At 65.1% G+C, this 24,386-nt stretch carries 36 protein-coding genes; all 36 read left to right on the plus strand.

Annotation, left to right across the window (positions count from 1 at the left end; all coding sequences use genetic code 11):
* Positions 1-115 precede the first annotated feature (115 nt).
* The 36 genes from ABD678_RS02610 to rplO all read left to right on the plus strand — a co-directional run bounded on the left by ABD678_RS02610 (position 116) and on the right by rplO (position 24,303).
* Complete coding sequence (locus tag ABD678_RS02610) at positions 116-550, plus strand: type II secretion system protein (RefSeq protein WP_344753376.1); 435 nt, start codon at positions 116-118, stop codon at positions 548-550.
* A 123-nt stretch (positions 551-673) separates the two neighbouring features.
* On the plus strand, positions 674-1,111 hold the full coding sequence (locus tag ABD678_RS02615) for a type IV pilus modification PilV family protein (protein WP_344753378.1): 438 nt from the start codon (positions 674-676) through the stop codon (positions 1,109-1,111).
* A gap of 1 nt (position 1,112) precedes the next feature.
* Complete coding sequence (locus tag ABD678_RS02620) at positions 1,113-1,703, plus strand: prepilin-type N-terminal cleavage/methylation domain-containing protein (protein WP_344753380.1); 591 nt, start codon at positions 1,113-1,115, stop codon at positions 1,701-1,703.
* A complete protein-coding gene (locus tag ABD678_RS02625; RefSeq protein ID WP_344753382.1) occupies positions 1,694-3,121 on the plus strand; it encodes a hypothetical protein in 1,428 nt (475 codons plus the stop codon). Before ABD678_RS02620 ends, ABD678_RS02625 begins: the two co-directional genes overlap by 10 nt.
* Positions 3,114-3,950, plus strand: coding sequence for a prepilin peptidase (locus ABD678_RS02630; protein WP_344753384.1), 837 nt, complete (start codon positions 3,114-3,116; stop codon positions 3,948-3,950). The genes ABD678_RS02625 and ABD678_RS02630 overlap by 8 nt, the downstream gene beginning before the upstream one ends.
* A gap of 8 nt (positions 3,951-3,958) precedes the next feature.
* A complete protein-coding gene (gene pilM, locus ABD678_RS02635) occupies positions 3,959-5,005 on the plus strand; it encodes a type IV pilus assembly protein PilM (protein WP_344753386.1) in 1,047 nt (348 codons plus the stop codon).
* The gene (locus ABD678_RS02640; RefSeq protein ID WP_344753388.1) at positions 5,002-5,769 is read left to right on the plus strand and encodes a hypothetical protein; all 768 of its coding nucleotides are present in this window, start codon (positions 5,002-5,004) and stop codon (positions 5,767-5,769) included. Before pilM ends, ABD678_RS02640 begins: the two co-directional genes overlap by 4 nt.
* Before the next feature lie 2 nt (positions 5,770-5,771).
* Complete coding sequence (locus ABD678_RS02645) at positions 5,772-6,458, plus strand: type IV pilus inner membrane component PilO (protein ID WP_344753390.1); 687 nt, start codon at positions 5,772-5,774, stop codon at positions 6,456-6,458.
* Positions 6,459-6,543: 85 nt separating this feature from the next.
* Entirely contained in the window at positions 6,544-7,317 is a 774-nt protein-coding gene (locus ABD678_RS02650) for a hypothetical protein (RefSeq protein ID WP_344753392.1), read from the plus strand.
* Complete coding sequence (locus ABD678_RS02655; RefSeq protein ID WP_344753394.1) at positions 7,295-7,777, plus strand: DUF6121 family protein; 483 nt, start codon at positions 7,295-7,297, stop codon at positions 7,775-7,777. Before ABD678_RS02650 ends, ABD678_RS02655 begins: the two co-directional genes overlap by 23 nt.
* Before the next feature lie 323 nt (positions 7,778-8,100).
* Entirely contained in the window at positions 8,101-8,475 is a 375-nt protein-coding gene (rpsL, locus tag ABD678_RS02660) for a 30S ribosomal protein S12 (protein WP_344753396.1), read from the plus strand.
* Entirely contained in the window at positions 8,475-8,945 is a 471-nt protein-coding gene (gene rpsG / locus ABD678_RS02665) for a 30S ribosomal protein S7 (protein WP_344753398.1), read from the plus strand. The genes rpsL and rpsG overlap by 1 nt, the downstream gene beginning before the upstream one ends.
* 136 nt (positions 8,946-9,081) lie before the next feature.
* A complete protein-coding gene (gene fusA / locus ABD678_RS02670) occupies positions 9,082-11,196 on the plus strand; it encodes an elongation factor G (protein ID WP_344753400.1) in 2,115 nt (704 codons plus the stop codon).
* 102 nt (positions 11,197-11,298) lie between these two features.
* A complete protein-coding gene (gene tuf, locus ABD678_RS02675) occupies positions 11,299-12,492 on the plus strand; it encodes an elongation factor Tu (protein WP_344753402.1) in 1,194 nt (397 codons plus the stop codon).
* A gap of 180 nt (positions 12,493-12,672) precedes the next feature.
* Complete coding sequence (locus ABD678_RS02680) at positions 12,673-12,858, plus strand: antitoxin (protein WP_344753403.1); 186 nt, start codon at positions 12,673-12,675, stop codon at positions 12,856-12,858.
* A 198-nt stretch (positions 12,859-13,056) separates the two neighbouring features.
* A complete protein-coding gene (locus ABD678_RS02685; RefSeq protein WP_344753404.1) occupies positions 13,057-14,001 on the plus strand; it encodes a hypothetical protein in 945 nt (314 codons plus the stop codon).
* 500 nt (positions 14,002-14,501) lie between these two features.
* Positions 14,502-14,810 carry a 30S ribosomal protein S10 gene (rpsJ, locus tag ABD678_RS02690; protein WP_100388190.1) on the plus strand — a complete coding sequence of 103 codons (309 nt, stop codon included), beginning with the start codon at positions 14,502-14,504 and terminating at the stop codon, positions 14,808-14,810.
* Between the two features lie 37 nt (positions 14,811-14,847).
* On the plus strand, positions 14,848-15,504 hold the full coding sequence (rplC, locus tag ABD678_RS02695; RefSeq protein ID WP_344753405.1) for a 50S ribosomal protein L3: 657 nt from the start codon (positions 14,848-14,850) through the stop codon (positions 15,502-15,504).
* Between the two features lie 4 nt (positions 15,505-15,508).
* A complete protein-coding gene (rplD, locus tag ABD678_RS02700) occupies positions 15,509-16,162 on the plus strand; it encodes a 50S ribosomal protein L4 (protein ID WP_344753406.1) in 654 nt (217 codons plus the stop codon).
* A complete protein-coding gene (gene rplW, locus ABD678_RS02705) occupies positions 16,159-16,458 on the plus strand; it encodes a 50S ribosomal protein L23 (RefSeq protein ID WP_344753407.1) in 300 nt (99 codons plus the stop codon). Before rplD ends, rplW begins: the two co-directional genes overlap by 4 nt.
* A gap of 17 nt (positions 16,459-16,475) precedes the next feature.
* Positions 16,476-17,315 (plus strand): 50S ribosomal protein L2, encoded by an 840-nt coding sequence (gene rplB, locus ABD678_RS02710; RefSeq protein WP_344753408.1) that lies wholly within the window; start codon positions 16,476-16,478, stop codon positions 17,313-17,315.
* A 12-nt stretch (positions 17,316-17,327) separates the two neighbouring features.
* Positions 17,328-17,609: a 30S ribosomal protein S19 gene (gene rpsS, locus ABD678_RS02715; protein WP_344753409.1), complete on the plus strand. Its 282-nt coding sequence runs from the start codon at positions 17,328-17,330 to the stop codon at positions 17,607-17,609.
* Positions 17,610-17,635: 26 nt separating this feature from the next.
* Positions 17,636-18,031 carry a 50S ribosomal protein L22 gene (rplV, locus tag ABD678_RS02720; RefSeq protein ID WP_344753410.1) on the plus strand — a complete coding sequence of 132 codons (396 nt, stop codon included), beginning with the start codon at positions 17,636-17,638 and terminating at the stop codon, positions 18,029-18,031.
* Positions 18,031-18,792 (plus strand): 30S ribosomal protein S3, encoded by a 762-nt coding sequence (rpsC, locus tag ABD678_RS02725; RefSeq protein WP_344753412.1) that lies wholly within the window; start codon positions 18,031-18,033, stop codon positions 18,790-18,792. Before rplV ends, rpsC begins: the two co-directional genes overlap by 1 nt.
* 2 nt (positions 18,793-18,794) lie before the next feature.
* Positions 18,795-19,214, plus strand: a complete 420-nt coding sequence (gene rplP, locus ABD678_RS02730) for a 50S ribosomal protein L16 (RefSeq protein ID WP_344753413.1) — start codon at positions 18,795-18,797, stop codon at positions 19,212-19,214.
* Positions 19,214-19,552, plus strand: a complete 339-nt coding sequence (gene rpmC, locus ABD678_RS02735; protein ID WP_344753415.1) for a 50S ribosomal protein L29 — start codon at positions 19,214-19,216, stop codon at positions 19,550-19,552. Before rplP ends, rpmC begins: the two co-directional genes overlap by 1 nt.
* Positions 19,552-19,845 (plus strand): 30S ribosomal protein S17, encoded by a 294-nt coding sequence (gene rpsQ / locus ABD678_RS02740; protein ID WP_344753417.1) that lies wholly within the window; start codon positions 19,552-19,554, stop codon positions 19,843-19,845. The genes rpmC and rpsQ overlap by 1 nt, the downstream gene beginning before the upstream one ends.
* A gap of 33 nt (positions 19,846-19,878) precedes the next feature.
* On the plus strand, positions 19,879-20,247 hold the full coding sequence (rplN, locus tag ABD678_RS02745) for a 50S ribosomal protein L14 (protein ID WP_344753419.1): 369 nt from the start codon (positions 19,879-19,881) through the stop codon (positions 20,245-20,247).
* 2 nt (positions 20,248-20,249) lie between these two features.
* The gene (gene rplX, locus ABD678_RS02750; RefSeq protein WP_344753421.1) at positions 20,250-20,600 is read left to right on the plus strand and encodes a 50S ribosomal protein L24; all 351 of its coding nucleotides are present in this window, start codon (positions 20,250-20,252) and stop codon (positions 20,598-20,600) included.
* Complete coding sequence (gene rplE, locus ABD678_RS02755) at positions 20,600-21,196, plus strand: 50S ribosomal protein L5 (RefSeq protein ID WP_344753423.1); 597 nt, start codon at positions 20,600-20,602, stop codon at positions 21,194-21,196. Before rplX ends, rplE begins: the two co-directional genes overlap by 1 nt.
* An 81-nt stretch (positions 21,197-21,277) precedes the next feature.
* Entirely contained in the window at positions 21,278-21,676 is a 399-nt protein-coding gene (rpsH, locus tag ABD678_RS02760; RefSeq protein WP_344753425.1) for a 30S ribosomal protein S8, read from the plus strand.
* Positions 21,677-21,682: 6 nt separating this feature from the next.
* On the plus strand, positions 21,683-22,219 hold the full coding sequence (gene rplF / locus ABD678_RS02765; protein ID WP_344753427.1) for a 50S ribosomal protein L6: 537 nt from the start codon (positions 21,683-21,685) through the stop codon (positions 22,217-22,219).
* Between the two features lie 2 nt (positions 22,220-22,221).
* A complete protein-coding gene (rplR, locus tag ABD678_RS02770) occupies positions 22,222-22,593 on the plus strand; it encodes a 50S ribosomal protein L18 (protein ID WP_344753429.1) in 372 nt (123 codons plus the stop codon).
* 128 nt (positions 22,594-22,721) lie between these two features.
* Complete coding sequence (gene rpsE, locus ABD678_RS02775) at positions 22,722-23,363, plus strand: 30S ribosomal protein S5 (protein ID WP_344753541.1); 642 nt, start codon at positions 22,722-22,724, stop codon at positions 23,361-23,363.
* Entirely contained in the window at positions 23,363-23,545 is a 183-nt protein-coding gene (rpmD, locus tag ABD678_RS02780; RefSeq protein ID WP_344753431.1) for a 50S ribosomal protein L30, read from the plus strand. Before rpsE ends, rpmD begins: the two co-directional genes overlap by 1 nt.
* On the plus strand, positions 23,545-24,303 hold the full coding sequence (gene rplO, locus ABD678_RS02785) for a 50S ribosomal protein L15 (RefSeq protein WP_344753433.1): 759 nt from the start codon (positions 23,545-23,547) through the stop codon (positions 24,301-24,303). Before rpmD ends, rplO begins: the two co-directional genes overlap by 1 nt.
* Positions 24,304-24,386: the final 83 nt, after the last annotated feature.

Raw genomic sequence — 24,386 nt, forward strand, 5'->3', positions numbered from 1 at the left:
GCGGGATTACAAGGGGGTACCCAGGTGGGCCAACATGATAGCCGGGGGTCAAGTATTTTTTGGGGGCCCTGTCCAAGTTCATTGACAGACAGGAAAGACAGCAATGTTTCTTCGCATGAATAAGTCGCTCAACGACCGGCGCGCCGGCCTCAAGCGCGAAGAGGGCTTTACCCTCATCGAGCTCCTGGTCGTCGTGCTCATCATCGGCATCCTCGCCGCGATCGCGATCCCGGTGTTCCTGGGTGTCCAGGACAACGCCAAGAAGGCCGCGGTCACCTCGGACCTGACGAACGCCAAGACGGCGATCATCGCGTACTACACGGATGACCCGACCGCGACCGCGCCGGCGCTCGACGCCGCGTCGCTTGGTTCGTGGGGTTACACGCCGTCGGCCGATGTCACTCTGGCATTCGTGACGGCACCGACCGGCCCGGGAACGAACTTCTGCATCTCGGGAGCACACGCCGCGATTGACGGAGGCGCGGCCTTCAGGTCGATCAGCGCCGAAGGAGGAGTCGTCGAGAACGCCACCTGTGCGGCGACGCCGTAGTCACATCTGACGTCGAGGTGGGGTGCCGCAACTGCGGTCCCCCACCTTTGACACTTAACTCGATGTCGACAAACTGACGGCGTCGTAGTGCATCGCCCATCGCGAACCTTGAGGGGAGGGAACGTGAACAAGCTTTATCGTCAAGGGGCCAGTTCCCGTGTCACTGAACCTGATTCGGTCCGGGCGGACGGCGGATTCGGACTCATCGAGATCCTGATTTCCATCATGCTTCTCGGCATTCTCGCCGTCTCGCTTCTGCCCATCTTGGTCCAGGGACTTCGGCTGGCGGCATCGAATGCCACTCTGGGAACTGCCACCCTGCTCGCCAACGACGAGCTCGAGCATGTGCGGACCTGGACCTCGTGCAGCGAGGTGGCACCGGCGACTGTGGCGACCACCGATTCTCGCGGCGTCGACTTGACCATCGATACGGCGGTGGGCTCCTGCACAGTATCGGCGGAGAACCCGGCCTCGGTCTCCGTGACCGTGACGGTCACGCGCAATGACACCGGTGTCGTCGTGACGTCGACGACAACGTACCTTTTCATCTCGGAGCCCTGAAATGAACGAATCACGTGAGGGTGTGAACTCCGTGCAGGCGATCGATTCCGACAAGGGATTCTCGCTCATCGAACTGCTCGTGTATTCCCTTCTGTTGTCGCTTGTCATAGCAATGGTGGGCGGCATGATCATCAGTGCCTTGACCGTATCCGACACGGTCGTGAGCATGACCAGAACCTCGACGGCCGGCCAACTCGTCGCTAGATCCGTCGTCACGGGAATTCGCAACTCTTCTGACTTCCGCCTGACGTCCCCGGTCGACGATGATCAACTCCTTGTGGCAAGGACCGCCAGTTTCGACGACACCGTCGACTGGCGTTGCCTTGCCTGGTATTACTCCCCGACGGGTGAAGGTGCCGTCTGGTTCACTTCGTCCTCAACCGCGATTGCGCCACCCACGACGGCAGACCTCTCCTCCTGGACCCTCCTCACCAAGGGAGTCCAGCCTGCATCGGGGACCGGTATCTTCAGCGCGCTCAATGAACGGCTCTCACTTTCGATTCTTGGCCTTGACGGCCTCACACTTCCCATTGACATCAGGAGCTCGGCGACAAGCAGAGCTGGAGCATCAGGGAGTTTGGCATGTTTCTGAAACGGTTGGTTCCCGTTCGCGGCGAGGACGGGGCAGCGCTGGCCGCCGTCCTCGGCGCCTTCGCCATCGGTCTGCTCCTGACGACGCTCATCATGTCCTCTGTCGTCCAGGGGTTGGGGTGGAGCACTTTCTCGCGTGCATCGATCCAATCGCACGCCGCCGCCGACGCGGGCATCGTCGCCGCGCGTACCGGCCTGTACTCGGCGGGCAATTGCAACAGCCAGCCCACTGCCGGCGTCTATGCTTCCACCGGTTCCCCGGCCTATTCTGCGAAAGTCGAACGCAACGACGGGGCCGGCTGGGTCGTCGGGTGCCCGACCGTCAAGACCTCCCAGGTGCGTATCACCTCGATTGGTACGGCCGAAGCGCCCGCCGTCGCAGGGGTTTCCGCGGGCGATACCAGCACTGTCGAGGCGGTGTACCAGTACCTGCATCCGGGGGTGAACCCGAGCGGATCCGCTGTCTACATCCATGGTGACTTCCAGGTGGATGCCAACTCGACCTTCGACATCTCCGAGGCAGGATCGAACGGGCTTCTCGTCAAAGACGGCAACTTCACCTGCGACAAGAACAACTCCGTCATCAACGGCAGCATCCTCGTGCTCGGCGACCTCGTCTTCGGCGGGAAGTGCAACGTCACCGGCAGCGCAGTAGTGACTGGTTCCGCGAAACTCAACACCGGTCGCATCGACGGCGACCTCACCGCCGGATCGGTAGATCCGAATCCGCCCGGGACGCAAGTGGGTGGAACGTACACCCAGAGTTCGGTCGTACCTCCCAGCCCGGACTGGGTCAACCTCACCTACAAGCCGGGCGACTGGCTCACGAGCGACGGGCTTCCCTTCGAGGTGCAGACGGTGACCAGCCCAGGAACCTGCAAGCTCAGCTCGGGGAACATGGGCGGCACCTCTCCCGGTTACCCGCTGATCCTGAACGCCCTCGGCTGCGTCGGGGGAATCAGCCTGAACCAGAACACCAACATCAAACTGACGAGCGACCTGGTGATCTTCGCCAACAAGTTCGACTTTCCCAGCACGAACTCGCTCGCGTTCAGTTCATCGAGCTCGGCGGGGCACCGTCTGTGGTTCATCACCCCGGACAACGGCCCCGTCGGCGACAAGGCGCCCACGTGCGACTACAGCTACCAGGGCGACTTCTCGATCAAGAACACCTTGACGATCTCCCCGCCCATCGCGGCCTTGCTGTACACACCGTGCGCCTTCGACGGGAAGAACGGCTTCACCTGGCAGGGCCAGATCATCGCCGGAGGCGACAGCTATGCCGAGAACAACCCGAGCTTCACCTACGTGCCGATCGGCGCCGCCGGTGTCGACTTCAACGAAGCGACGGTCACCCCGATCATCACGAAGCCGCAACCCGGTGCCCTCATCACGATGAGAGATCGCAGCGTTGGATAGCCTGGCCATCATCGGTGTCGGGGTCTTCGGACTGCTCATCGGCTCGTTCCTCAACGTCGTCGTCTACCGAGTGCCGGCGAAACGTTCGATCGTGTCGCCGCCGAGTTCTTGCCCGCGCTGTGGAGCGGCCATCCGCTGGTACGACAACTTTCCGGTGGTGTCCTGGCTCGTGCTGAGGGGGCGCTGCCGCGACTGCCACGCCCCGATCTCGGTGCGCTATCCCCTCGTCGAGTTCGGCACGGGTGTGTTCTTCGCGATCGTGACCGCATGGTTCCTGCTCACGCAGCTTCCCGACGAACCGTGGTCCGGTGTCGCCGCCACCTTCGCATCCGGTCTGGCCCTGGTCGCCTATCTCTACCTGGCCGCCATCACCGTCGCACTGGCATTGATCGATCTCGACACCCGCACCCTTCCCAATCGGATCGTGCTCCCCGGCTACCTCGTGGGCGCCGTGCTCCTCGGGGTCTCCGGCCTGCTGGCGGGCGACCTCACGGCTCTGTTGGGCGCCGCGATCGGCGCGGCGGCCCTGTTCACGTTCTACTTCCTGCTCGTCCTCGCCTACCCGAGGGGAATGGGCATGGGGGACGTCAAGCTCGCGGGCCTGCTCGGCCTGTTCCTGGGGTTCATCGGCTGGCAGGCGATCGTCGTCGGCGCCTTCGCCGCGTTCCTGCTCGGGGGGATCTTCTCACTCATCCTCCTGGCCCTGCGTAAGGCATCCGGCAAGACAGCGGTACCATTCGGCCCATGGATGCTCCTGGGCGCCTGGCTCGGAATCCTGTTCGGACGTGACATCATGAGCACGTATCTCGGCCTGTTCGGAATCAGTTAGGGGATGTGATGGCCAGCACTCAACTCGTCGGGGTCGATATCGGCTCCAACACCGTTCGAGCGGTCGAGGTCGCAGGGGTCGGGACCAAGCGACCGTCGGTCGTCCGGTTCTTCAGCATGCCGCTGCCGGAGGGCGCCGTGAAGAACGGCGAAGTCCTCGAAGTCAACACTGTCGCCGCTGCGTTGCGGCAGTTGTGGGCCGCGGCGAAGTTCAGCTCCAAGGAGGTCGTACTGGGTGTCGGGAACGCGAAGGTCCTCGTGCGCGACCTCGCCGTACCGAAGTTGAGCCGGCGGGAGATCCGCGAGTCGCTGCCCACTCACGTGCAGGAGATGCTGCCGGTGCCCGTCTCCGACGCGCTCCTCGACTTCTATCCGATCTCCGAGGCTGCGTCCGAGACCGGGCCGGTCGTCAACGGCCTCCTCGTCGCGGCGATCAAGGACCCGGTGCTCGCGAACGTACGCGCCGTTCAGCTGGCCGGGCTCAGCCCGGTGGGCGTCGACCTCATCCCCTTCGCACTCACCAGACTCACTTCACCCGCCCGGATGATGGGCAACGTCGCCCACATCGACATCGGTGCGCGAACCACCAACGTCATCGTCACCATCGCAGGGGTTCCGCACTTCGTGCGCATCCTCGCCAACGGTGGCCAGGATCTCACGGCTGCCCTCGCCGATCGGCTGGACATCTCCCCCATCGAGGCGGAGAACACCAAGCGATCGATCGGACTGGGCGGGGTGAATGTGACGGCGGAAGAGGCGCCGGTGGTCGCCATCATCCGCGAGGTCACCGGTACGCTCTTGACCAGCCTGCGGAACACCCTCGGTTACTTCGCGAATACCCGCCAGAACGAACCGTATTCGGGCATCGTGCTCACCGGCGGCGGCGCACAATTGCTCGGCCTCGCCGACGCGCTTTCCGAGATGACCCGGATCCCCGTCGTCATCGGCGACACCTTCGGGAGCATCGACGTCGCCAAAGAAGCATCGAGAGGCACCCAGAGTCAGCTCGGCATGAACGTGGCGCTCGGACTGGCGTTGGGGGGTGCCGCAGCATGAAAAAGAACAGCAACGACGGCGGGAGCCTCATCCTCGGGGGGCCTCCGCAGGCGAACCTCCTCCCGCCCGAGGTGGGGCTCGCCGCGAGGGGCCGCGTCATGCGGCGCAATGCGATTGCACTCATTGTGCTCGCCGTGCTCATCGTGATCGCGGCCTACGGAGGTGCGTCGTTCTTCGCGATCGGCGCGCAGGCCCAGCTCGACGCCGCGAACGCGCGGACGGTGGAGCTGCTCGCCGAGCAGGCCAAGTACGCCGAGGTCAGGCAGGTCACCTCGATGCTCGAGAAGGCCGTCGTCGCCCAGAGGGTCGGAACCTCGACGGAAATCGATTGGAAAGACTATCTCACCGACATCCAGAAAAGCCTTCCGGCCGGAACGCTCGTGACGAACGTCGTCGCGGAGACGGCGACGCCGTTCACGGCGTTCGCCCCGCCCTCCGTCCCCCTCCAGGGAGACCGGATCGGCGAGCTCAGGTTCACGGCGACGAGCACCTCGCTCCCCAATGTGCAGAAGTGGCTGGACGCGCTCGCGACCCTCGACGGCTTCGTCGACGCGTCGCCCGGCTCGGTGACCCTCGACGGGGCGGCCAAGACCTATGAGGTCACGATCACGATGCACGTGAACAAGGACGCCCTCCTGCTGCGCTTCGACGAGGCCGCAGCGGCCGAGCGCGACAAGGCGCTGGCGGAGAAGGAGCAGGCCGCGCAGGACGCCGCCGATGAGGATGCGGCCGACACCGATTCGAGCACGGACGGAGGGGAGTGACGATGAACAACAAGCTCTGGCTGGTCATTGCCGGTATTGCCGGCGTCGCCGTTCTCGCCCTCGGCTGGTTCCTCGGTGTCGCGCCGAAGTTCGACGAGATGAGCGCTGCGAACGAGCAACGTGCCTCGGTCGACGCTCAGAACGTCCTGCACCAGAAGAAGTTGGATGCACTCAAGAAGGAGTTCACCCAGCTCGACTTGCTCAAGGAGCAGCTCGCTGCGGCGCAGGCCTCATTGCCACCGGGAGACGACCTCTCGACCTTCCTCGGAGAACTCCACGACCTGGAGGCGTCGAGCGGGGTGGTGCTCACGAGTTTCAGCGCCGGGGACGGCCAGAGCTATGTCGCGGCTCCGGGTGAGACGACCGACCCGCTCGTCACGGCGGACAACTTCGTCGCGATCCCGATCGACCTGACCGTGGACGGCACGCGCCCTCAAGTCATCGAGTTCATCAACGATCTGCAATACGGTGAGCGGCTCTTCCTGGTTATCAAGCTCACGGTCGCCAAATCGGCGGATGCCGCGGCCACGGAGCCTGACTCCGAGGAGGCCCCCACTGCGAAAGGGTATGTGGGCAACATCTCCGGCTTCGTCTACGTGCTCGTCGACCCTGCGGCGCCGCCGCCGACACCGACTCCGGTCGGCTCGCTCGACAGCACGCCGTCGCCCTCGCCGACTCCGGGGCAATAGCCTCCCACCTGTCGCGCGCCGGGCATCCGTTGCTAGAGTGACCCTGATCGGGCGCGGATGCCCCGACGCGTGAGGAGTGGGACGGATGAACGCCAGGATAGATCCAGCGGACGAGACCGAGCCGACCGAGGCTGCCGCGGAGGACGCCGCTGCGAGTGTGCAGGCCAGCGCCGACCAGGCCGCGGAGCACGCGGCCGAGCAGTCAGGCACCGCAACCGCCGACGTGACGGAAGGCGTTACGGGTGCCGCAGCGAGCAGCAGCACGGGCGAGGCCGCACCCGTCCCCGTGCAGACCGTCTACGTCACCGCTCCCCAACCACCGAGGCGCAAGGGCAACCGCGGGCTCGGCACGGTGCTCGCCATCCTCGCAGCCGTCGTCTTCGCGGCCGCATACGCGGGCGTGACGGCTCTGCTCATCCTGTTCGTGAATCCGGATGGCCTCGGGGGTGCCGTCGGCGAGTTCGTGAGCGGCCCGCTGTTCTACGTTCCGGTACTCGTGTTCCTCGTTGCCATGGTGCTCTGGGTGCTCCTCGCCAACCGGGCGAGCTGGTGGGCGTGGGTGCTCGGCTCGCTCGTGATCGCGGCTGTCGTCTACTTCGCGACCATCGGCGTCCTTCTCCTCCTGGCCGGCGGGTTCGGGTTGACCGGCTCCCAGGCGGCAGACCTGTTCCGGGGCTTCGCCCTCAACCCCGCGGTCGTCGTCGCCGCGCTCCTCGCGCGCGAGGTCTCGGTATGGTTCGGCGCGGCGATCGCGGCCCGCGGTCGCAAGGTGCGCGAACGCAACTACGAGGCCTGGCAGGAGTTCGAGCGCGACGAAGCAGAGAAGAGAGCGGAGTTTGCCGGCCAATCGGCCGTCTGACCCGGCCCCGGCATCCGGCTCGTTCTCGCGAGCGCTGCTCGTCGCGGTCATGGTGACCGTGCTGTACGGGGCGATCCTGCTCGCCTTCGACGGTTTCGTGAGCCTGCTCGCCGACCGCGACGTCATCCAGGAGCAGGATGCCGGTCCGCTGGTCGGGCCGATCATGGCCGTCGTCGCGCTTGCCATCGTCTTCGTCTCCGTGCTCGGAGGCCTGAGGCCGACTTCCGCCCGCCCGGCGATACCGGTGGCGCGGGCGGTGGTCACGGCCCTGCTCGTCTACCTGCTGGGGCCGTTCGCCGGGGCGATCGTCTACGTCGCGGGGCAGGAGCAGCTGCTCACCGGAGTGCTGTTCCTCGCCCGCTATCTCGGGAGTCCCTTCGTCATCGCCTCCGCGGTTCTCGCGCTTCTTCCTGTTCTGCTGCTGCCTCTCATTGCGATCGGCCGGTCGCGTGCCCGCTGAGCGATCCGGGACCGGACTCCTGTGCGCGCTGGGCGAACTCATTTGACCGTGTGCCGGTGAGCGACTAGTGTTCTTTGGGTGTGCGCTTTGCCGCACGTCTTCCTGTGCCCAAAATCACAGGTGGGCGAGCACTGAGGCACCAACCGGAATTGGGCTCGACTGAACGAGTTGAACGACTCGGCCAGCGCCCCCACGGCATATCCATCAACGAATCAGACACTGCGTCGTGCGATGGATCACGTCGGCCAGCATCGCGGATTTCAACATGCGGGCCGCAATCAGCACCAACTGTCACCGTGCAGTCAATTCAAGGAGTCACATCAGTGCCAACCATCCAACAGTTGGTCCGTAAGGGGCGCTCGCCGAAGGTCGCCAAGACCAAGACGCCGGCCCTGAAGGCCAACCCCCAGCAGCGTGGTGTGTGCACCCGCGTCTACACCACGACACCGAAGAAGCCGAACTCGGCCCTTCGCAAGGTCGCCCGTGTGAAGCTGAGCAACGGCACAGAGGTCACCGCCTACATCCCCGGCGAAGGCCACAACCTGCAGGAGCACTCGATGGTGCTCGTCCGCGGCGGTCGTGTGAAGGACCTCCCCGGTGTCCGCTACAAGATCGTCCGTGGCGCACTCGACACCCAGGCCGTGAAGAACCGCAAGCAGGCTCGCAGCCGCTACGGCGCGAAGATGGAGAAGAAGTAATGCCTCGCAAGGGACCAGCACCCAAGCGCCCCGTGGTCAGCGACCCGGTCTACGGCGCTCCCATCGTCAGCCAGCTCGTCAACAAGATCCTGCTCGACGGCAAGAAGGCCCTCGCCGAGCGCATCGTCTACGAAGCGCTCGCCGGGGTCTCCGCCAAGAACGGTGCGGATGCCGTCGTCACGCTCAAGAAGGCGCTCGACAACGTGCGACCCACCCTTGAGGTCAAGAGTCGCCGTGTCGGTGGCTCGACCTACCAGGTCCCGGTCGAGGTCAAGCCGCACCGCGCGAACACCCTCGCGCTGCGCTGGCTCACGACCTACGCCAAGGCGCGTCGGGAGAAGACCATGACCGAGCGGCTCACCAACGAGATCCTCGACGCCTCCAACGGGCTCGGCGCGGCAGTCAAGCGTCGTGAGGACACTCACAAGATGGCTCAGTCGAACCAGGCCTTCGCGCACTATCGGTGGTAGGCCGAAGGCCTGCCGCCGTTCGGTGGCGCGCTGGAGCTTGGAGCGAAGGCCATTTCTGGCCTTCGCCGCGACGCCAGCGCCGAGGCCCGTCTCGGGCCTCGGTCAAACTCATGACTTCAAATAGATAGGAAACCAAGTGGCACAGGAAGTGCTCACCGACCTGAGCAAGGTCCGGAACATCGGCATCATGGCGCACATCGATGCCGGCAAGACGACGACGACCGAGCGCATCCTGTTCTACACGGGTGTCAACCACAAGATCGGTGAGACCCACGACGGCGCGTCGACGACCGACTGGATGGAGCAGGAGCAGGAGCGCGGCATCACCATCACGTCCGCCGCCGTGACCTGTTTCTGGAACAAGAACCAGATCAACATCATCGACACCCCCGGTCACGTCGACTTCACCGTCGAGGTGGAGCGTTCGCTGCGCGTGCTCGACGGCGCGGTCGCGGTATTCGACGGCAAGGAGGGCGTGGAGCCCCAGTCGGAGACGGTCTGGCGCCAGGCGGACAAGTACAACGTCCCGCGCATCTGCTTCGTCAACAAGATGGACAAGCTGGGCGCCGACTTCTACTTCACCGTCGACACGATCGTGAACCGTCTCGGTGCCAAGCCGCTCGTCATCCAGTTGCCGATCGGCGCGGAGAGCGACTTCGTGGGCGTCGTCGACCTCGTCGAGATGCGCGCGCTCGTGTGGCCCGCGGACTCCAAGGGCGATGTCACGATGGGCGCCAAGTACGAGGTCGAGGAGATCCCGGAGAACCTCAAGGACAAGGCGGCGAAGTACCGCCAGGAGCTGCTCGAGGCCGTCGCCGAGACCGACGACGCACTGCTCGAGAAGTTCTTCGCGGGCGAGGAGCTCACCGTAGCCGAGATCAAGGGCGGCATCCGCAAGCTCACCGTCTCGAGCGCCATGTACCCGGTGCTCTGCGGGTCGGCGTTCAAGAACCGTGGCGTGCAGCCGATGCTCGACGCCGTGATCGACTACCTGCCGAACCCGCTCGACGTCGGCGCCATCGAAGCGCGCGACCCGCGCGACGAGGAGAAGGTCATCGAGCGTCACCCGGACCCGAAGGACCCGTTCGCGGCCCTCGCGTTCAAGGTGGCCGTCCACCCGTTCTTCGGGCGTCTCACCTATATCCGCGTGTACTCCGGTCACCTCGACAGCGGTGGCCAGGTCGCCAACTCCACGAAGGGCAAGAAGGAGCGCATCGGGAAGATCTTCCAGATGTATGCCAACAAGGAGAACCCGGTCCCCTCGGTCACCGCCGGCCACATCTACGCGGTCATCGGCCTCAAGGACACCACGACCGGTGACACCCTGTGCGACCCGAACGCGCAGGTCGTGCTCGAGTCGATGACGTTCCCGGAGCCGGTCATCGAGGTGGCGATCGAGCCGAAGACGAAGGCCGACCAGGAGAAGCTGGGTGTCGCCATCCAGAAGCTCGCCGAAGAGGACCCGACGTTCCGCACCGAGCAGAACCAGGAGACCGGCCAGACGGTCATCAAGGGGATGGGCGAGCTTCACCTCGACATCCTCGTCGACCGGATGAAGCGCGAGTTCAACGTCGAGGCCAACGTCGGCAAGCCGCAGGTCGCCTACCGCGAGACCATCAAGCGCATCGTCGACAAGCACGACTACACCCACAAGAAGCAGACCGGTGGTTCCGGCCAGTTCGCGAAGGTGCAGATCTCGCTCGAGCCGCTCGACCTCGCCGGGGAGCACCCGTACGAGTTCGAGAACAAGGTCACCGGTGGCCGCGTGCCCCGTGAGTACATCCCGTCGGTGGATGCCGGAATGAAGGATGCCATGCAGGTCGGCGTCCTGGCCGGCTATCCCATGGTCGGGGTCAAGGCCATCCTGCTGGATGGCGCAGCCCATGACGTCGACTCCTCGGAGATGGCGTTCAAGATCGCCGGGTCGATGGCCTTCAAGGAGGCCGCTCGCAAGGCGAACCCCGTGCTGCTCGAGCCGCTCATGGCCGTCGAGGTGCGCACCCCTGAGGAATACATGGGTGATGTCATCGGCGACCTGAACTCGCGCCGTGGCCAGATCCAGTCCATGGAGGATGCCACCGGTGTGAAGGTCGTCCGGGCACTCGTACCGCTGTCGGAGATGTTCGGCTATGTGGGCGACCTGAGGTCGAAGACCTCCGGCCGTGCCGTGTACTCGATGAGCTTCGACAGCTATTCTGAGGTGCCGCGCGCGGTCGCCGACGAGATCGTCCAGAAGGCCAAGGGCGAGTAACACCAATCAGCAGTATCCCGTAACATAAAACAATCCCGTAGAAGCCCAGGGCGCAAACCCGCGTCCGGAGTCTCTACTCGAGAAGTCCTGAGGAGGACCACAGTGGCTAAGGCCAAGTTCGAGCGGACTAAGCCGCACGTCAACATCGGAACCATCGGTCACGTTGACCACGGCAAGACGACGCTCACCGCAGCGATCTCCAAGGTGCTCGCGGACAAGTATCCGTCAGCCGTCAACGTCCAGCGCGACTTCGCGTCGATCGACTCGGCGCCCGAAGAGCGCCAGCGTGGTATCACGATCAACATCTCACACGTCGAGTACGAGACTCCGAAGCGCCACTATGCGCACGTTGACGCCCCAGGGCACGCCGACTACATCAAGAACATGATCACCGGTGCGGCGCAGATGGATGGCGCGATCCTCGTGGTCGCCGCCACCGACGGCCCGATGGCCCAGACCCGCGAGCACGTGCTGCTCGCCAAGCAGGTCGGCGTCCCGTACCTGCTCGTCGCACTCAACAAGGCCGACATGGTCGACGACGAGGAGATCCTGGAGCTCGTGGAGCTCGAGGTCCGCGAGCTGCTCTCCAGCCAGGACTTCGACGGCGACAACGCTCCGGTCGTCCGCGTCTCCGGCCTCAAGGCTCTTGAGGGTGACGAGAAGTGGGTCGAGTCGATCGTCGAGCTCATGCAGGCCGTGGATGACAACATCCCCGACCCGGTGCGCGACAAGGACAAGCCCTTCCTCATGCCGATCGAGGACGTCTTCACGATCACCGGTCGTGGAACCGTCGTCACCGGTCGTGCCGAGCGCGGAACCCTCGCGATCAACTCCGAGGTCGAGATCGTCGGCATCCGCCCGACGCAGAAGACGATCGTCACGGGTATCGAGATGTTCCACAAGCAGCTCGACGAGGCGTGGGCCGGCGAGAACTGTGGCCTGCTGCTCCGTGGCACCAAGCGCGAGGATGTCGAGCGCGGCCAGGTCGTCGTCAAGCCCGGTTCGGTGACCCCGCACACGGTGTTCGAGGGCACCGCCTACATCCTGTCCAAGGATGAGGGTGGCCGCCACAACCCGTTCTACGCGAACTACCGTCCGCAGTTCTACTTCCGCACCACCGACGTCACCGGCGTCATCACGCTGCCCGAGGGCACCGAGATGGTCATGCCGGGCGACACCACGGAGATGACGGTCGAGCTGATCCAGCCGATCGCCATGGAAGAGGGTCTCGGATTCGCGATCCGCGAGGGTGGCCGCACCGTCGGCGCCGGCAAGGTCGTCAAGGTTCTCAAGTGAGTCACGACGGGTCGATGCGCGCAGCGCGTTGACCCGGCGAGACTCAGATCGAGTAGCGCACAGCGCGTAGCGAGATCTCGTGCGGAGGGCCGTATCTTCGGATGCGGCCCTCCGTCATGTCTGCATTCGTGCAGTTCGGGTGGGTAGGATGACTGCCTCAATGAACTGAAGGAGAAGGTCATGGCTGGATTGGGTGATTTCGCGGACAGTGCCAAGGATGCGCTGAAGAGCGAGCAGGCCGAGGACATCAGTGACAAGGTGCTGGACGGCGCTGAAGACCTCGCCAACAAGGTGACCGGTGGCAAGTTCTCCGAGCAGGTCGATGGCGTCCGCGACGCCGTCGACGGCAAGATCGGCAACGAGTAGCTTCTCACAGCGGCCGGGCATGCCTGGCCGTATGCGCCCGCTCGACGCAATTGCCCACGTACGCGCGGGTTCAAACGTGTCGCGCGGGCGCATTCGCGTACGACCCTCCACTTTTCCACAGGCGTCTCACCTTGCCGAGTTCCACAGAATGCCCACGTTGACGCGGGACATGTGCTGTCCCGAGAGCATTCTCATTGGATGTCAGACATCGACGCCCAACTTCGTTACGCGCGTGACCTTGGCGATTCCTTTCCACGTCGAGAGGATCTCGCACGGTCCGCGACATCCGGCCGACTGCACCGCGTCGCCAGGGGCGCGTACCTCCCCGCAGATGTGTGGACCGCGCTGGACGATCGAAAGAAGTATCTGACGCTCATCCGTGCTGTGGCCACGACGCGGCAGTTTCGACCGGTGCTCTCCCACCTTTCTGCCGCCGCAATCCACGGACTCCCCATGGTCGGAGCATGGCCATCGACGGTCCACACGATCGTCGGGCAGACGGCAGGTGGCCGGTCACGAAACCGTGTAGTGAAGCACTCCCTTCTACTCGACGATGCCGACGTCGTGGAGATCGATGGATTGTTTGTCACCTCAATAGCTCGCACCGTTCTGGATGTCGCGGCTTCGGCATCTCCGCTGGTTGCCGTGACCATGGCCGATCGTGCCCTGCATGTCGACCGCCGTGGGCAAATCCTGCCCATGACGACGAAGGCCGCTCTTCTCGACGTCTGGGAGCGTTCGCTGCCGATCCGCGCACATGCTCGCACGAAGGGGGTCATCGAGTTCTCCACGGAGCTTGCAGACTCCCCGCTGGAATCGGTGAGTCGCGTGAATATGCGCGTGATCGGATGTCCGCGCCCGCTGCTGCAGTCCCCGTTTTCGGACTACCGCGGATTCATCGGTGAGACTGACTTCGACTGGCCATCGTTCAACCTGGTTGGTGAAGCGGATGGCGACATCAAGTACCTGGATGAGCTCTATCGTGGGGGGCGCAGCGCCGAGCAGGTCATGCGCGACGAGCGAATTCGCGAAAATCGGCTTCGCGCCCTGAAACTCGAGGTGTCGCGGTGGGACTGGAACATCGCCATCCGGCCGGCAGCACTCCGGGCGCACCTGCGGAATGCGGGGCTTCCGATTCGATAGCGGAGACGTGGGGATGCGATTGCGCCCGCGCCACACTTCTGCCCCCTGGCGTCCGGGAGCAAACGGCGTGTGAGGGCGCATTCACGGGGGTGATGGGGCGACACGCCCGGGTTGCAGCAAATGCCCGGGTGTGGCAGACTCTTCTAGTTCAATACTTCTCCCTGCTGTGACAGCGGGTGAATCACTGCCAGGCAGTGCATAGGGCGGAATCCTCCAGGATCGGCACCTAGGCCGCGGGTAGCAGAACGCGTGCCGACCGGGAGGAATCCCGTGAAACGGCGCAACCGACAACCGACACCCGAGACATCCGTGGTGACACGTGTGTCTCACAGGGGCGACACGCCCGAGCGCGGGGGTCGGTGAAGCAGCAGACAATGACGTTGTGCCCAGGGGCCGGTCTCCAGGGCATGTGAAACGAAAACAGTGGTGCGAAAGCAGAAGCGCTTTCGGCAACGGGGCATCCGTACGGATGCGCCAGGTACAAGAGAGAGAGTCAGGCTATGGCGGGACAGAAGATCCGCATCCGACTTAAGTCGTATGACCACGAGGTCATCGACAGCTCGGCACGCAAGATCGTCGACACGGTCACCAGGGCCGGTGCAACAGTGGTCGGCCCCGTGCCGCTCCCGACGGAGAAGAACGTGGTCGCCGTGATCCGTTCCCCTCACAAGTACAAGGACAGCCGCGAGCACTTCGAGAAGCGCACCCACAAGCGCCTGATCGACATCATCGACCCGACTCCGAAGGCCGTCGATTCGCTCATGCGCCTCGACCTGCCCGCCGACGTCAACATCGAGATCAAGCTCTGAGCCGCGGGGCTCCGGGCTGCAAGGACTATTGAGAATCATGGCTACTGAGACAACGAGAACCACGAAGGGGCTGCTGGGCACGAAGCTCGGCATGACCCAGGTGTGGGACGCGAACAACAGGCTCATCCCGGTCACTGTGATCGAGATCTCGCCCAACGTCGTGACGCAGCTGCGCACGCCGGAGATCGACGGCTACAGCGCCGTGCAGATCGCCTACGGCCAGATCGACCCGCGTAAGGCGAACAAGCCGGCCACCGGCCACTTCGCCAAGGCCGGTGTCACGCCGCGCCGCCACCTCACCGAGATCCGTACAGCGGATGCCGCAGAGTACACGCTAGGCCAGGAGCTCGCCGTCGACCTCTTCGAGGCAGGCAAGCGCGTTGATGTCGTCGGCACCTCCAAGGGCAAGGGCTTCGCCGGTGTCATGAAGCGCCACAACTTCGCCGGCGTCAGCTCGAGCCACGGTGCACACCGCAACCACCGCAAGCCCGGCTCGATCGGTGCATCCTCGACCCCCAGCCGCGTCTTCAAGGGCATGCGGATGGCCGGCCGGATGGGCGGGGACCGCGTCTCCGTGCTCGGCCTCACCGTCCACGCCGTCGACGCCGAGAAGGGCCTGCTGCTCGTCAAGGGCGCTGTGCCCGGCGCTCGCGGCCGCATCGTTTTCGTCCGCACCTCAGTGAAGGAGGCGTAAGGCCATGGCCGACTCCACAACGCTCGATGTTCTCGACGCGAAGGGCAAGAAGGTCAGCTCCGTCGAGTTGCCCGCCGAGGTCTTCGACGTCCAGGCCAACATCCCGCTGATCCACCAGGTCGTCGTCGCGCAGCGCGCCGCCGCCCGGCAGGGAACGCACAACACGCTCCGCCGGGGCGAGGTCTCCGGCGCCGGCCGCAAGCCGTTCAAGCAGAAGGGAACCGGTCGCGCTCGCCAGGGCTCGATCCGGGCCCCCCAGATGACCGGTGGTGGCATCGTGCACGGGCCGCACCCCCGCGACTACGCGCAGCGCACCCCCAAGAAGATGATCGCGGCGGCGCTCCTCGGAGCCCTCTCCGATCGCGCTCGCGGCGGGCGCATCCACGTCGTCGACTCGCTGTCGGTCGGGGATGCCCCGTCGACGAAGGCCGTCGTCGCGCTGCTCGGCGACATCGCCACGAGCAAGCACGTTCTCGTGGTGCTCGAGCGCAGCGACGAGCTGAGCTACAAGAGCGTTCGCAACATCCCGACCGTGCACGTGCTGCCGTTCGACCAGTTGAACGCCTACGACGTGCTGGTCAGTGACGACATCGTCTTCACGAAGGGCGCCTTCGAGTCCTTTGTGAATCGCAAGAACACCGAGGAGGCCGGCGCATGAGCGTCACAGTCAAGGACCCCCGCGACGTGATCCTGTCGCCGGTCGTGTCCGAGAAGAGCTACGGGCTCATCGACCAGGGCAAGTACACCTTCGAGGTCGACCCCCGTTCGAACAAGACGGAGATCAAGCTCGCGATCGAGAAGATCTTCAACGTGAAGGTCGCCTCCATCAACACCCTCAACAAGAAGGGCAAGACGCGCCGGACCCGTTTCGGCATCGGCAAGCGCAAGGACACCAAGCGCGCCATCGTCACGCTCAAGTCCGGCTCGATCGACATCTTCACGGCTGTCGGCTAGGGCGCAAGGGATACATCATGTCAATTCGCAAGTACAAGCCCACGACCCCGGGTCGTCGCGGCTCATCGGTCGCCGATTTCACTGAGATCACCCGCTCGACCCCGGAGAAGTCGCTGCTGCGCCCGCTGCCGAAGACGGGTGGCCGCAACAACGCCGGCCGCATCACGACGCGCCACATCGGTGGTGGCCACAAGCGCCAGTACCGCGTCATCGACTTCAAGCGCAACGACAAGGATGGCGTCAACGCCAAGGTCGCGCACATCGAGTACGACCCGAACCGCACGGCGCGCATCGCGCTGCTGCACTTCGTGGACGGAACGAAGCGCTACATCATCGCTCCGGACAAGCTCAATCAGGGCGACATCGTCGAGTCGGGCGCTTCGGCCGACATCAAGCCGGGCAACAACCTGCCGCTGCGCAACATCCCGGTCGGTACCGTGATCCATGCGATCGAGCTCAAGCCGGGCGGCGGCGCCAAGCTCGCGCGCTCCGCAGGCTCGAGCGTGCGTCTCGTCGCCAAGGACGGCCCCTACGCCCAGCTGCGCCTCCCCTCGGGCGAGATCCGCAACGTGGATGCGCGCTGCCGCGCCACGATCGGCGAGGTCGGCAACGCCGAGCAGTCGAACATCAACTGGGGCAAGGCCGGCCGGATGCGGTGGAAGGGCGTTCGCCCGACCGTCCGCGGTGTCGCGATGAACCCGGTCGACCACCCCCACGGTGGTGGTGAGGGCAAGACCTCCGGTGGACGTCACCCGGTCAGCCCCTGGGGCCAGAAGGAAGGCCGCACCCGCAAGCCCAACCTCGAGAGCGACAAGCTCATCGTTCGCCGCCGCACCGTCGGCAAGAAGCGCAAGTAGGAGTCAGGAAAGATGCCACGCAGCCTCAAGAAGGGCCCCTTCGTCGACGACCACCTGCTTCGCAAGGTCGTCACGCAGAACACGGCCAAGAGCAAGAACGTCATCAAGACCTGGTCGCGCCGCTCGATGATCGTGCCGGCCATGCTCGGTCACACGATCGCCGTTCACGACGGTCGCAAGCACATCCCGGTCTTCGTCACCGAGACGATGGTCGGCCACAAGCTGGGGGAGTTCGCCCCGACCCGCACCTTCCGCGGCCACGTGAAGGACGACAAGAAGGGCCGCCGCCGCTGACGCGGGGGCGTGAAGGAGGAAGAGAAATGGTGGAGTCGATCGCACGCGTGCGACACATCCGCGTTACGCCTCAGAAGGCTCGTCGTGTCGTCAACATGATCCGCGGCAAGCAGGCTGCCGAGGCCCTGGCCATCCTGAAGTTCGCGCCGCAGGGTGCGAGCGAGCCGGTCTACAAGCTCGTCGCCTCGGCGATGGCCAACGCCCGCGTCAAGGCGGACAACGAGAACAGCTACCTCGATGAGCAGGATCTCTTCGTCACGAAGGCGTTCGTCGACGACGGGGCGACTCTCAAGCGGTTCCAGCCGCGTGCCCAGGGGCGCGCGTTCCAGATCCTCAAGCGCACGAGCCACATCACGGTCGTACTCTCGACCCCGACCGATGCCCACGTCGAGCAGGCCTCGAAGAAGGCAGGGAAGAAGTAATGGGACAGAAAGTCAATCCGTACGGGTTCCGACTCGGGATCACGACCGACCATGTGTCGCGGTGGTTCTCCGACTCGACCAAGGCCGGCCAGCGCTACAGCGACTTCGTCGCCGAGGACGTGAAGATCCGCAACCTGCTCAAGACGAGCCTCGACCGTGCAGGCGTCGCCCGCATCGAGATCGAGCGCACCCGTGACCGCGTTCGCGTGGACATCCACACCGCGCGCCCCGGCATCGTCATCGGGCGCCGTGGTGCGGAGGCGGAGCGCATCCGTGCAGACCTCGAGAAGCTCACGGCCAAGCAGATCCAGCTCAACATCCTCGAGGTCAAGAACCCCGAGGCCGAGGCGCAGCTCGTCGCCCAGGGCATCGCCGAGCAGCTGAGCGCGCGTGTCGCGTTCCGCCGCGCGATGCGCAAGGGACTGCAGGGCGCCCAGCGCGCCGGCGCCAAGGGCGTTCGCATCCAGGTCTCCGGCCGCCTCGGCGGCGCGGAGATGAGCCGCTCCGAGTTCTACCGCGAGGGCCGGGTCCCGCTGCACACGCTGCGCGCCAACATCGACTACGGCTTCTACGAGGCCCGCACGACGTTCGGCCGTATCGGCGTGAAGGTGTGGATCTACAAGGGTGACATCACCAACCGCGAACTCGCTCGCGAGCAGGCCGCCGCCAAGTCCCAGCGCCCCGAGCGCCGTGACGGCGACCGCCCGCGTCGTGGAGCACGCACGGATGCCGCTCCCGCGGCCGTAGGAGCAGAGGCCTAGACATGCTGATTCCACGTAAAGTCAAGCACCGCAAGCAGCACCACCCGGGGCGCAGCGGCCAGGCGACCGGTGGCACGACAGTGTCGTTCGGCGAGTTCGGCATCCAGGCGATCACCCCCGCCTATGTCACGAACCGCCAGATCGAGGCCGCTCGTATCGCGATGACCCGTCACATCAAGCGTGGCGGAAAGGTCTGGATCAACATCTTCCCGGACCGCCCGATCACGAAGAAGCCCGCCGAGACCCGCATGGGTTCCGGGAAGGGCTCCCCCGAGTGGTGGGTTGCGAACGTCAAGCCGGGACGCGTGCTGTTCGAGCTGAGCGGGGTCAACGAGACCGTCGCCCGCGAAGCGCTCACGCGTGCCATCCACAAGCTGCCCCTCAAGGCACGCATCATCAAGCGCGAGGAAGGCGACGCATAATGGCGATCGGTTCCAAGGAGCTTCGCCCCGACGAGCTCGACAATTTCGAGGACGAGCGTCTTGTCGACGAACTCAAGAAGGCCAAGGAAGAGCTGTTCAACCTGCGCTTCCAGTCGGCGACCGGACAGCTGGAGAGCCACGGTCGCCTGCGCGCCGTGAAGCGCGACATCGCGCGGATCTACACGGTCATCCGCGAGCGCGAGCTCGGCATCCGGGCGACGCCGGCGGCGATCGAGGTCCCGGCCAAGGCCGAGGCGAAACCCAAGAAGAAGACGGCGAAGAAGGATGACGCTCCCGCGGCATCCGAGACCGCAGAGACCACTGAGGAGGCCAGCTGATGGCGAAGACCACTGACAAGGTGGCCGAGGCGCCCGCTCTCGAGCGCGGCTACCGCAAGACCCGGCGCGGCTACGTATCGAGCGACAAGATGGACAAGACCATCGTCGTCGAGGTCGAGGACCGCGTGAAGCACCCGCTGTACGGCAAGGTCATCCGCCGCACCTCCAAGGTCAAGGCGCACGACGAGGCCAACTCGGCCGGTGTCGGCGACCTCGTCGTCATCAGCGAGACCCGACCCCTGAGCGCTTCGAAGCGCTGGAGGCTCGTCGAGATCCTCGAGAAGGCCAAGTAAGCCTCGCGGCTTGCTCGTGAACAGGAAGAAACCATGCTTCAGCAGGAATCCAGAGTCAAGGTCGCCGACAACACCGGCGCCAAGGAACTCCTCACGATTCGCGTCCTCGGCGGGTCGGGGCGGCGTTACGCCGGCCTCGGCGACGTGATCGTCGCGACGGTCAAGGATGCGATCCCGGGTGGGAACGTGAAGAAGGGCGAGGTCGTCAAGGCCGTCATCGTCCGCACCAGGAAGGAGACCCGTCGTCCCGACGGCTCCTACATCAAGTTCGACGAGAACGCCGCTGTGATCCTGAAGGCGGATGGTGACCCCCGCGGCACCCGCATCTTCGGGCCGGTCGGCCGTGAGCTTCGCGACAAGAAGTTCATGAAGATCATCTCGCTGGCACCGGAGGTCATTTAGTCATGGCGAAGATCAAGAAGGGCGACCTCGTGCAGGTCATCAGCGGGCCGTCGCAGGCTCGTGGCGGTGACCGCGGCAAGCAGGGTCGCGTCAAGGAGGTCCTCGTCGAGAGGAACCGCGTGATCGTCGAGGGCATCAACTTCGTCACGAAGCACACGCGTGTCGGCCAGACCCAGCGCGGAACGAAGACGGGTGGCCTCGAGACGTTCGAGTCCCCCATCCACATCTCCAACGTGGCGCTGGTCGACCCCAAGACGAAGAAGCCGACCCGGGTGGGTTTCCGCGTCGAGAAGAACGAGGAGGGAAGGACCGTCCGCGTCCGCTACTCCAAGAGCTCAGGTGAGGACCTGTAATGACTGACACAACTACTGCCGCGCAGGCTGTCAAGGTGCAGCCGCGCCTCAAGCAGAAGTACAAGACCGAGATCTCGGCGCAGCTGAAGAGCGACTTCGGTTTCACGAACGTCCACCAGGTTCCGAACCTGACGAAGATCGTCGTGAACACCGGTGTCGGCGAGGCCGCCCGCGACGGCAAGATCATCGACGGCGCCGTGAAGGACCTCACCGCCATCACCGGCCAGAAGCCGCAGGTGACCGCCGCCCGCAAGTCGATCGCGCAGTTCAAGCTGCGCGAGGGCCAGCCGATCGGCGCGCACGTCACGCTGCGCGGCGACCGCGCGTGGGAGTTCCTCGACCGTCTGCTGACGCTCGCGCTTCCCCGCATCCGCGACTTCCGCGGGCTGTCCGACCGCCAGTTCGACGGTCACGGCAACTACACCTTCGGTCTCAACGAGCAGGCGATGTTCCACGAGATCGACCAGGACAAGATCGACCGCGTCCGCGGGTTCGACATCACCGTCGTGACGACGGCGAAGAACGACGACGAGGGTCGTGCGCTCCTCAAGGCGCTCGGCTTCCCGTTTCGCAGCAACGAGACCACCGAACAGTAATATCCACCAGCGGTAACCGATCGACCAGGTCGGCATTCGCGTAACGGATGTCGAAACCAGACGAGAAACAGGAATAACACCATGACAATGACAGATCCGGTCGCAGACCTGCTGACCAGACTGCGCAATGCGAACTCGGCGTACCACGAGACCGTGTCGATGCCGAGCAGCAAGCTCAAGACCCACATCTCCGAGATCCTCAAGACGGAGGGCTACATCGTGGGATGGAAGGTCGAGCCCGCGCGCGTCGGCTCGACGCTCACGATCGACCTCAAGTACGGACCGAACCGTGAGCGCTCCATCGCCGGCATCAAGCGCGTGTCGAAGCCCGGTCTGCGGGTCTACGCCAAGTCGACCGAGATCCCGCGCGTTCTCGGCGGGCTCGGCGTCGCCATCCTGTCCACCTCCTCGGGGCTCCTCACGGACCGCGAGGCGTCAGGGAAGGGCGTGGGTGGGGAAGTCCTCGCCTACGTGTGGTAGCCGGTCATGTCACGTATTGGAAGGCTTCCCATCGACGTTCCCTCGGGCGTCGATGTCAAGGTCGACGGCTCGGCTGTCACTGTCAAGGGTCCGAAGGGTGAGTTGAGCCTCACCGTCGCGAATCCCATCGAGGTCAAGCTCGAGGACGGCCAGGTGCTCGTCACCCGTCCGGACGACGAGCGGGAGTCGCGGTCGCTTCACGGCCTCACGCGTACGCTCATCCACAACCAGATCATCGGCGTCACCGAGGGCTACACCAAGGGCCTCGAGATCGTCGGTACCGGTTACCGGGTGGCGCAGAAGGGCAACTCGCTCGAGTTCGCCCTCGGCTACTCGCACTCCATCACTGTCGACCCGCCCGCCGGCATCACGTTCTCGGTCGAGGGCAACACCAAGCTTGCGGTGCACGGCATCGACAAGCAGCAGGTCGGCGAGGTCGCCGCGAACATCCGCAAGCTGCGCAAGCCAGAGCCCTACAAGGGCAAGGGCGTGCGCTACGCCGGCGAGGTCGTCCGCCGCAAGGCCGGAAAGGCTGGTAAGTAAGCATGGCTACAGGAACCAGAGGGAAGAGCAAGTCGGCGGCCAGGGATCGCAGGCACGCCCGTCTTCGCAAGAAGGTCGTCGGTACCGAGGCGCGTCCGCGCCTCGTGGTGACGCGTTCCGCCCGCCACGTCTTCGTTCAGGTCGTCGACGACAGCAAGGGTCGTACCCTCGCCTCGGCCTCGACCATGGAGACCGAGTTGCGCGGACTCTCCGCGGACAAGACCGCCAAGGCCCGCAAGGTCGGCGAGCTCGTCGCGGAGCGTGCGAAGAAGGCCGGTATCGATGCGGTCGTCTTCGACCGCGGAGGCAGCCGTTACGCCGGTCGCGTCGCAGCGATCGCTGAAGGAGCTCGAGAGGGTGGATTGAACCTGTGAGCGACGAGAGCACGAATGACAAGGAGCAGCAAGTGACTGCAGAAGCGACCGAGGTCGAGCAGACCACTGCGGCCGCAGAGCCCACAACGGGTGCCGAGACCGCGAAGGCCGCCGAGACCGCGGCCCCGGTGGTCGAGGAGGCGGATGCCGCCAACGAGCCTCGTGAGGCCCGTCGCGGCGGACGCGAGCGCAACCCCAACCAGCAGCGGGGAAGCCGGGACTCCGACAAGAGCCAGTTCCTCGAGCGCGTTGTGACCATCAACCGCGTCTCCAAGGTCGTCAAGGGCGGTCGGCGCTTCAGCTTCACGGCGCTCGTCGTCGTCGGTGACGGCAACGGACTCGTGGGTGTGGGCTACGGCAAGGCGCGTGAGGTTCCGACCGCGATCTCGAAGGGCGTCGAGGAGGCGAAGAAGAACTTCTTCCGCGTCCCGCGCGTCGGCAAGAGCATCCCGCACCCCGTCCAGGGTGAGGCGGCCGCCGGTGTCGTGCTGCTGCGCCCCGCCGCCGCCGGTACCGGTGTCATCGCCGGCGGTCCGGTTCGCGCGGTGCTCGAGTGCGCAGGCATCCACGATGTCCTGAGCAAGTCGCTCGGGTCGTCGAACACGATCAACATCGTCCACGCGACGGTCGCGGCGCTGCAGCAGCTCGAAGAGCCGAGCGCGGTCGCTGGACGTCGCGGGCTGAGCATCGAGCACGTCGTGCCTGAGCAGATCCTCCGGATCCAGGCGGAGACCTCGAAGGCCGCAGCTGCAGAGAAGGCAGGTGTCTGATGGCGCGCCTCAAGGTGACCCAGATCAAGTCGAAGATCAGTGAGAAGCAGAACCAGCGCGACACGTTGCGGAGCCTCGGGCTCAGGCGCATCGGCGATGTCGTGGTGCGCGAGGACAACTCGCAGAACCGCGGTTACGTCCGGACGGTCGCTCACCTGGTGAAAGTCGAGGAGATTGACTAATGGCTGACGAAGCCGAGAAGAAGAAGGCTCCGGCGAAGGCCGCGGCCCCGAAGGCCACTGCGCCCAAGGCTGCCGCGAAGGCTGCCGCGCCCAAGACGGCGACCGCGAAGACTGCCGCCGAGAAGCCGGCCGCCAAGGCTGCCGCACCCAAGGCTGCCACCACCAAAGCTGCTCCGGCGAAGGCCGCTGCAGCCAAGGCTGCTGCTCCCAAGGCGGAGACCGCTGCCGCGAAGCCGGCAGCTGCCAAGTCCCCCTCCACGACGAAGCCGGCTGCGAAGACCGCTGCACCGAAGAAGGCGAAATCCGAGGATGTCGCCCGGCCGCAGGTGCTCAAGGTCCACCACCTGCGTCCTGCGCCCGGTGCCAAGACGGCCAGGACCCGCGTGGGACGCGGTGAGGGCTCGAAGGGCAAGACGGCCGGTCGTGGAACCAAGGGAACGAAGGCACGCTACCAGGTGCGCGTCGGGCTGGAAGGCGGAAACCTCAACAGCGTCATGCGCACGCCGAAGCTGCGCGGGTTCAAGAACCCGTTCCGCGTGGAGTACCAGGTCGTGAACCTCGAGCGCCTCGCCGAACTGTACCCGAAGGGCGGCGAGGTCACTGTGAGCGACCTCGTCGCGAAGGGCGCCGTTCGCAAGAACGAGAAAGTCAAGGTTCTCGGGGGCGGTGAGATTGACGTTAAGCTGAATGTTGCGGTCGACAAGGTCTCCGGTTCAGCTGAGCAGAAGATCGTCGCCGCTGGCGGCTCGGTCAAGTGAGCAGGCCGGATGGCTCGCCATCCGGAGATCCCTGCCAGTGAACCGTAGCCGTCGCGGGGGCCCGAAAGGGCCGCCCGGACCGT

This window comes from Leifsonella bigeumensis (genome assembly GCF_039537265.1).
GTDB classification, from domain to species: Bacteria; Actinomycetota; Actinomycetes; order Actinomycetales; family Microbacteriaceae; genus Terrimesophilobacter; species Terrimesophilobacter bigeumensis.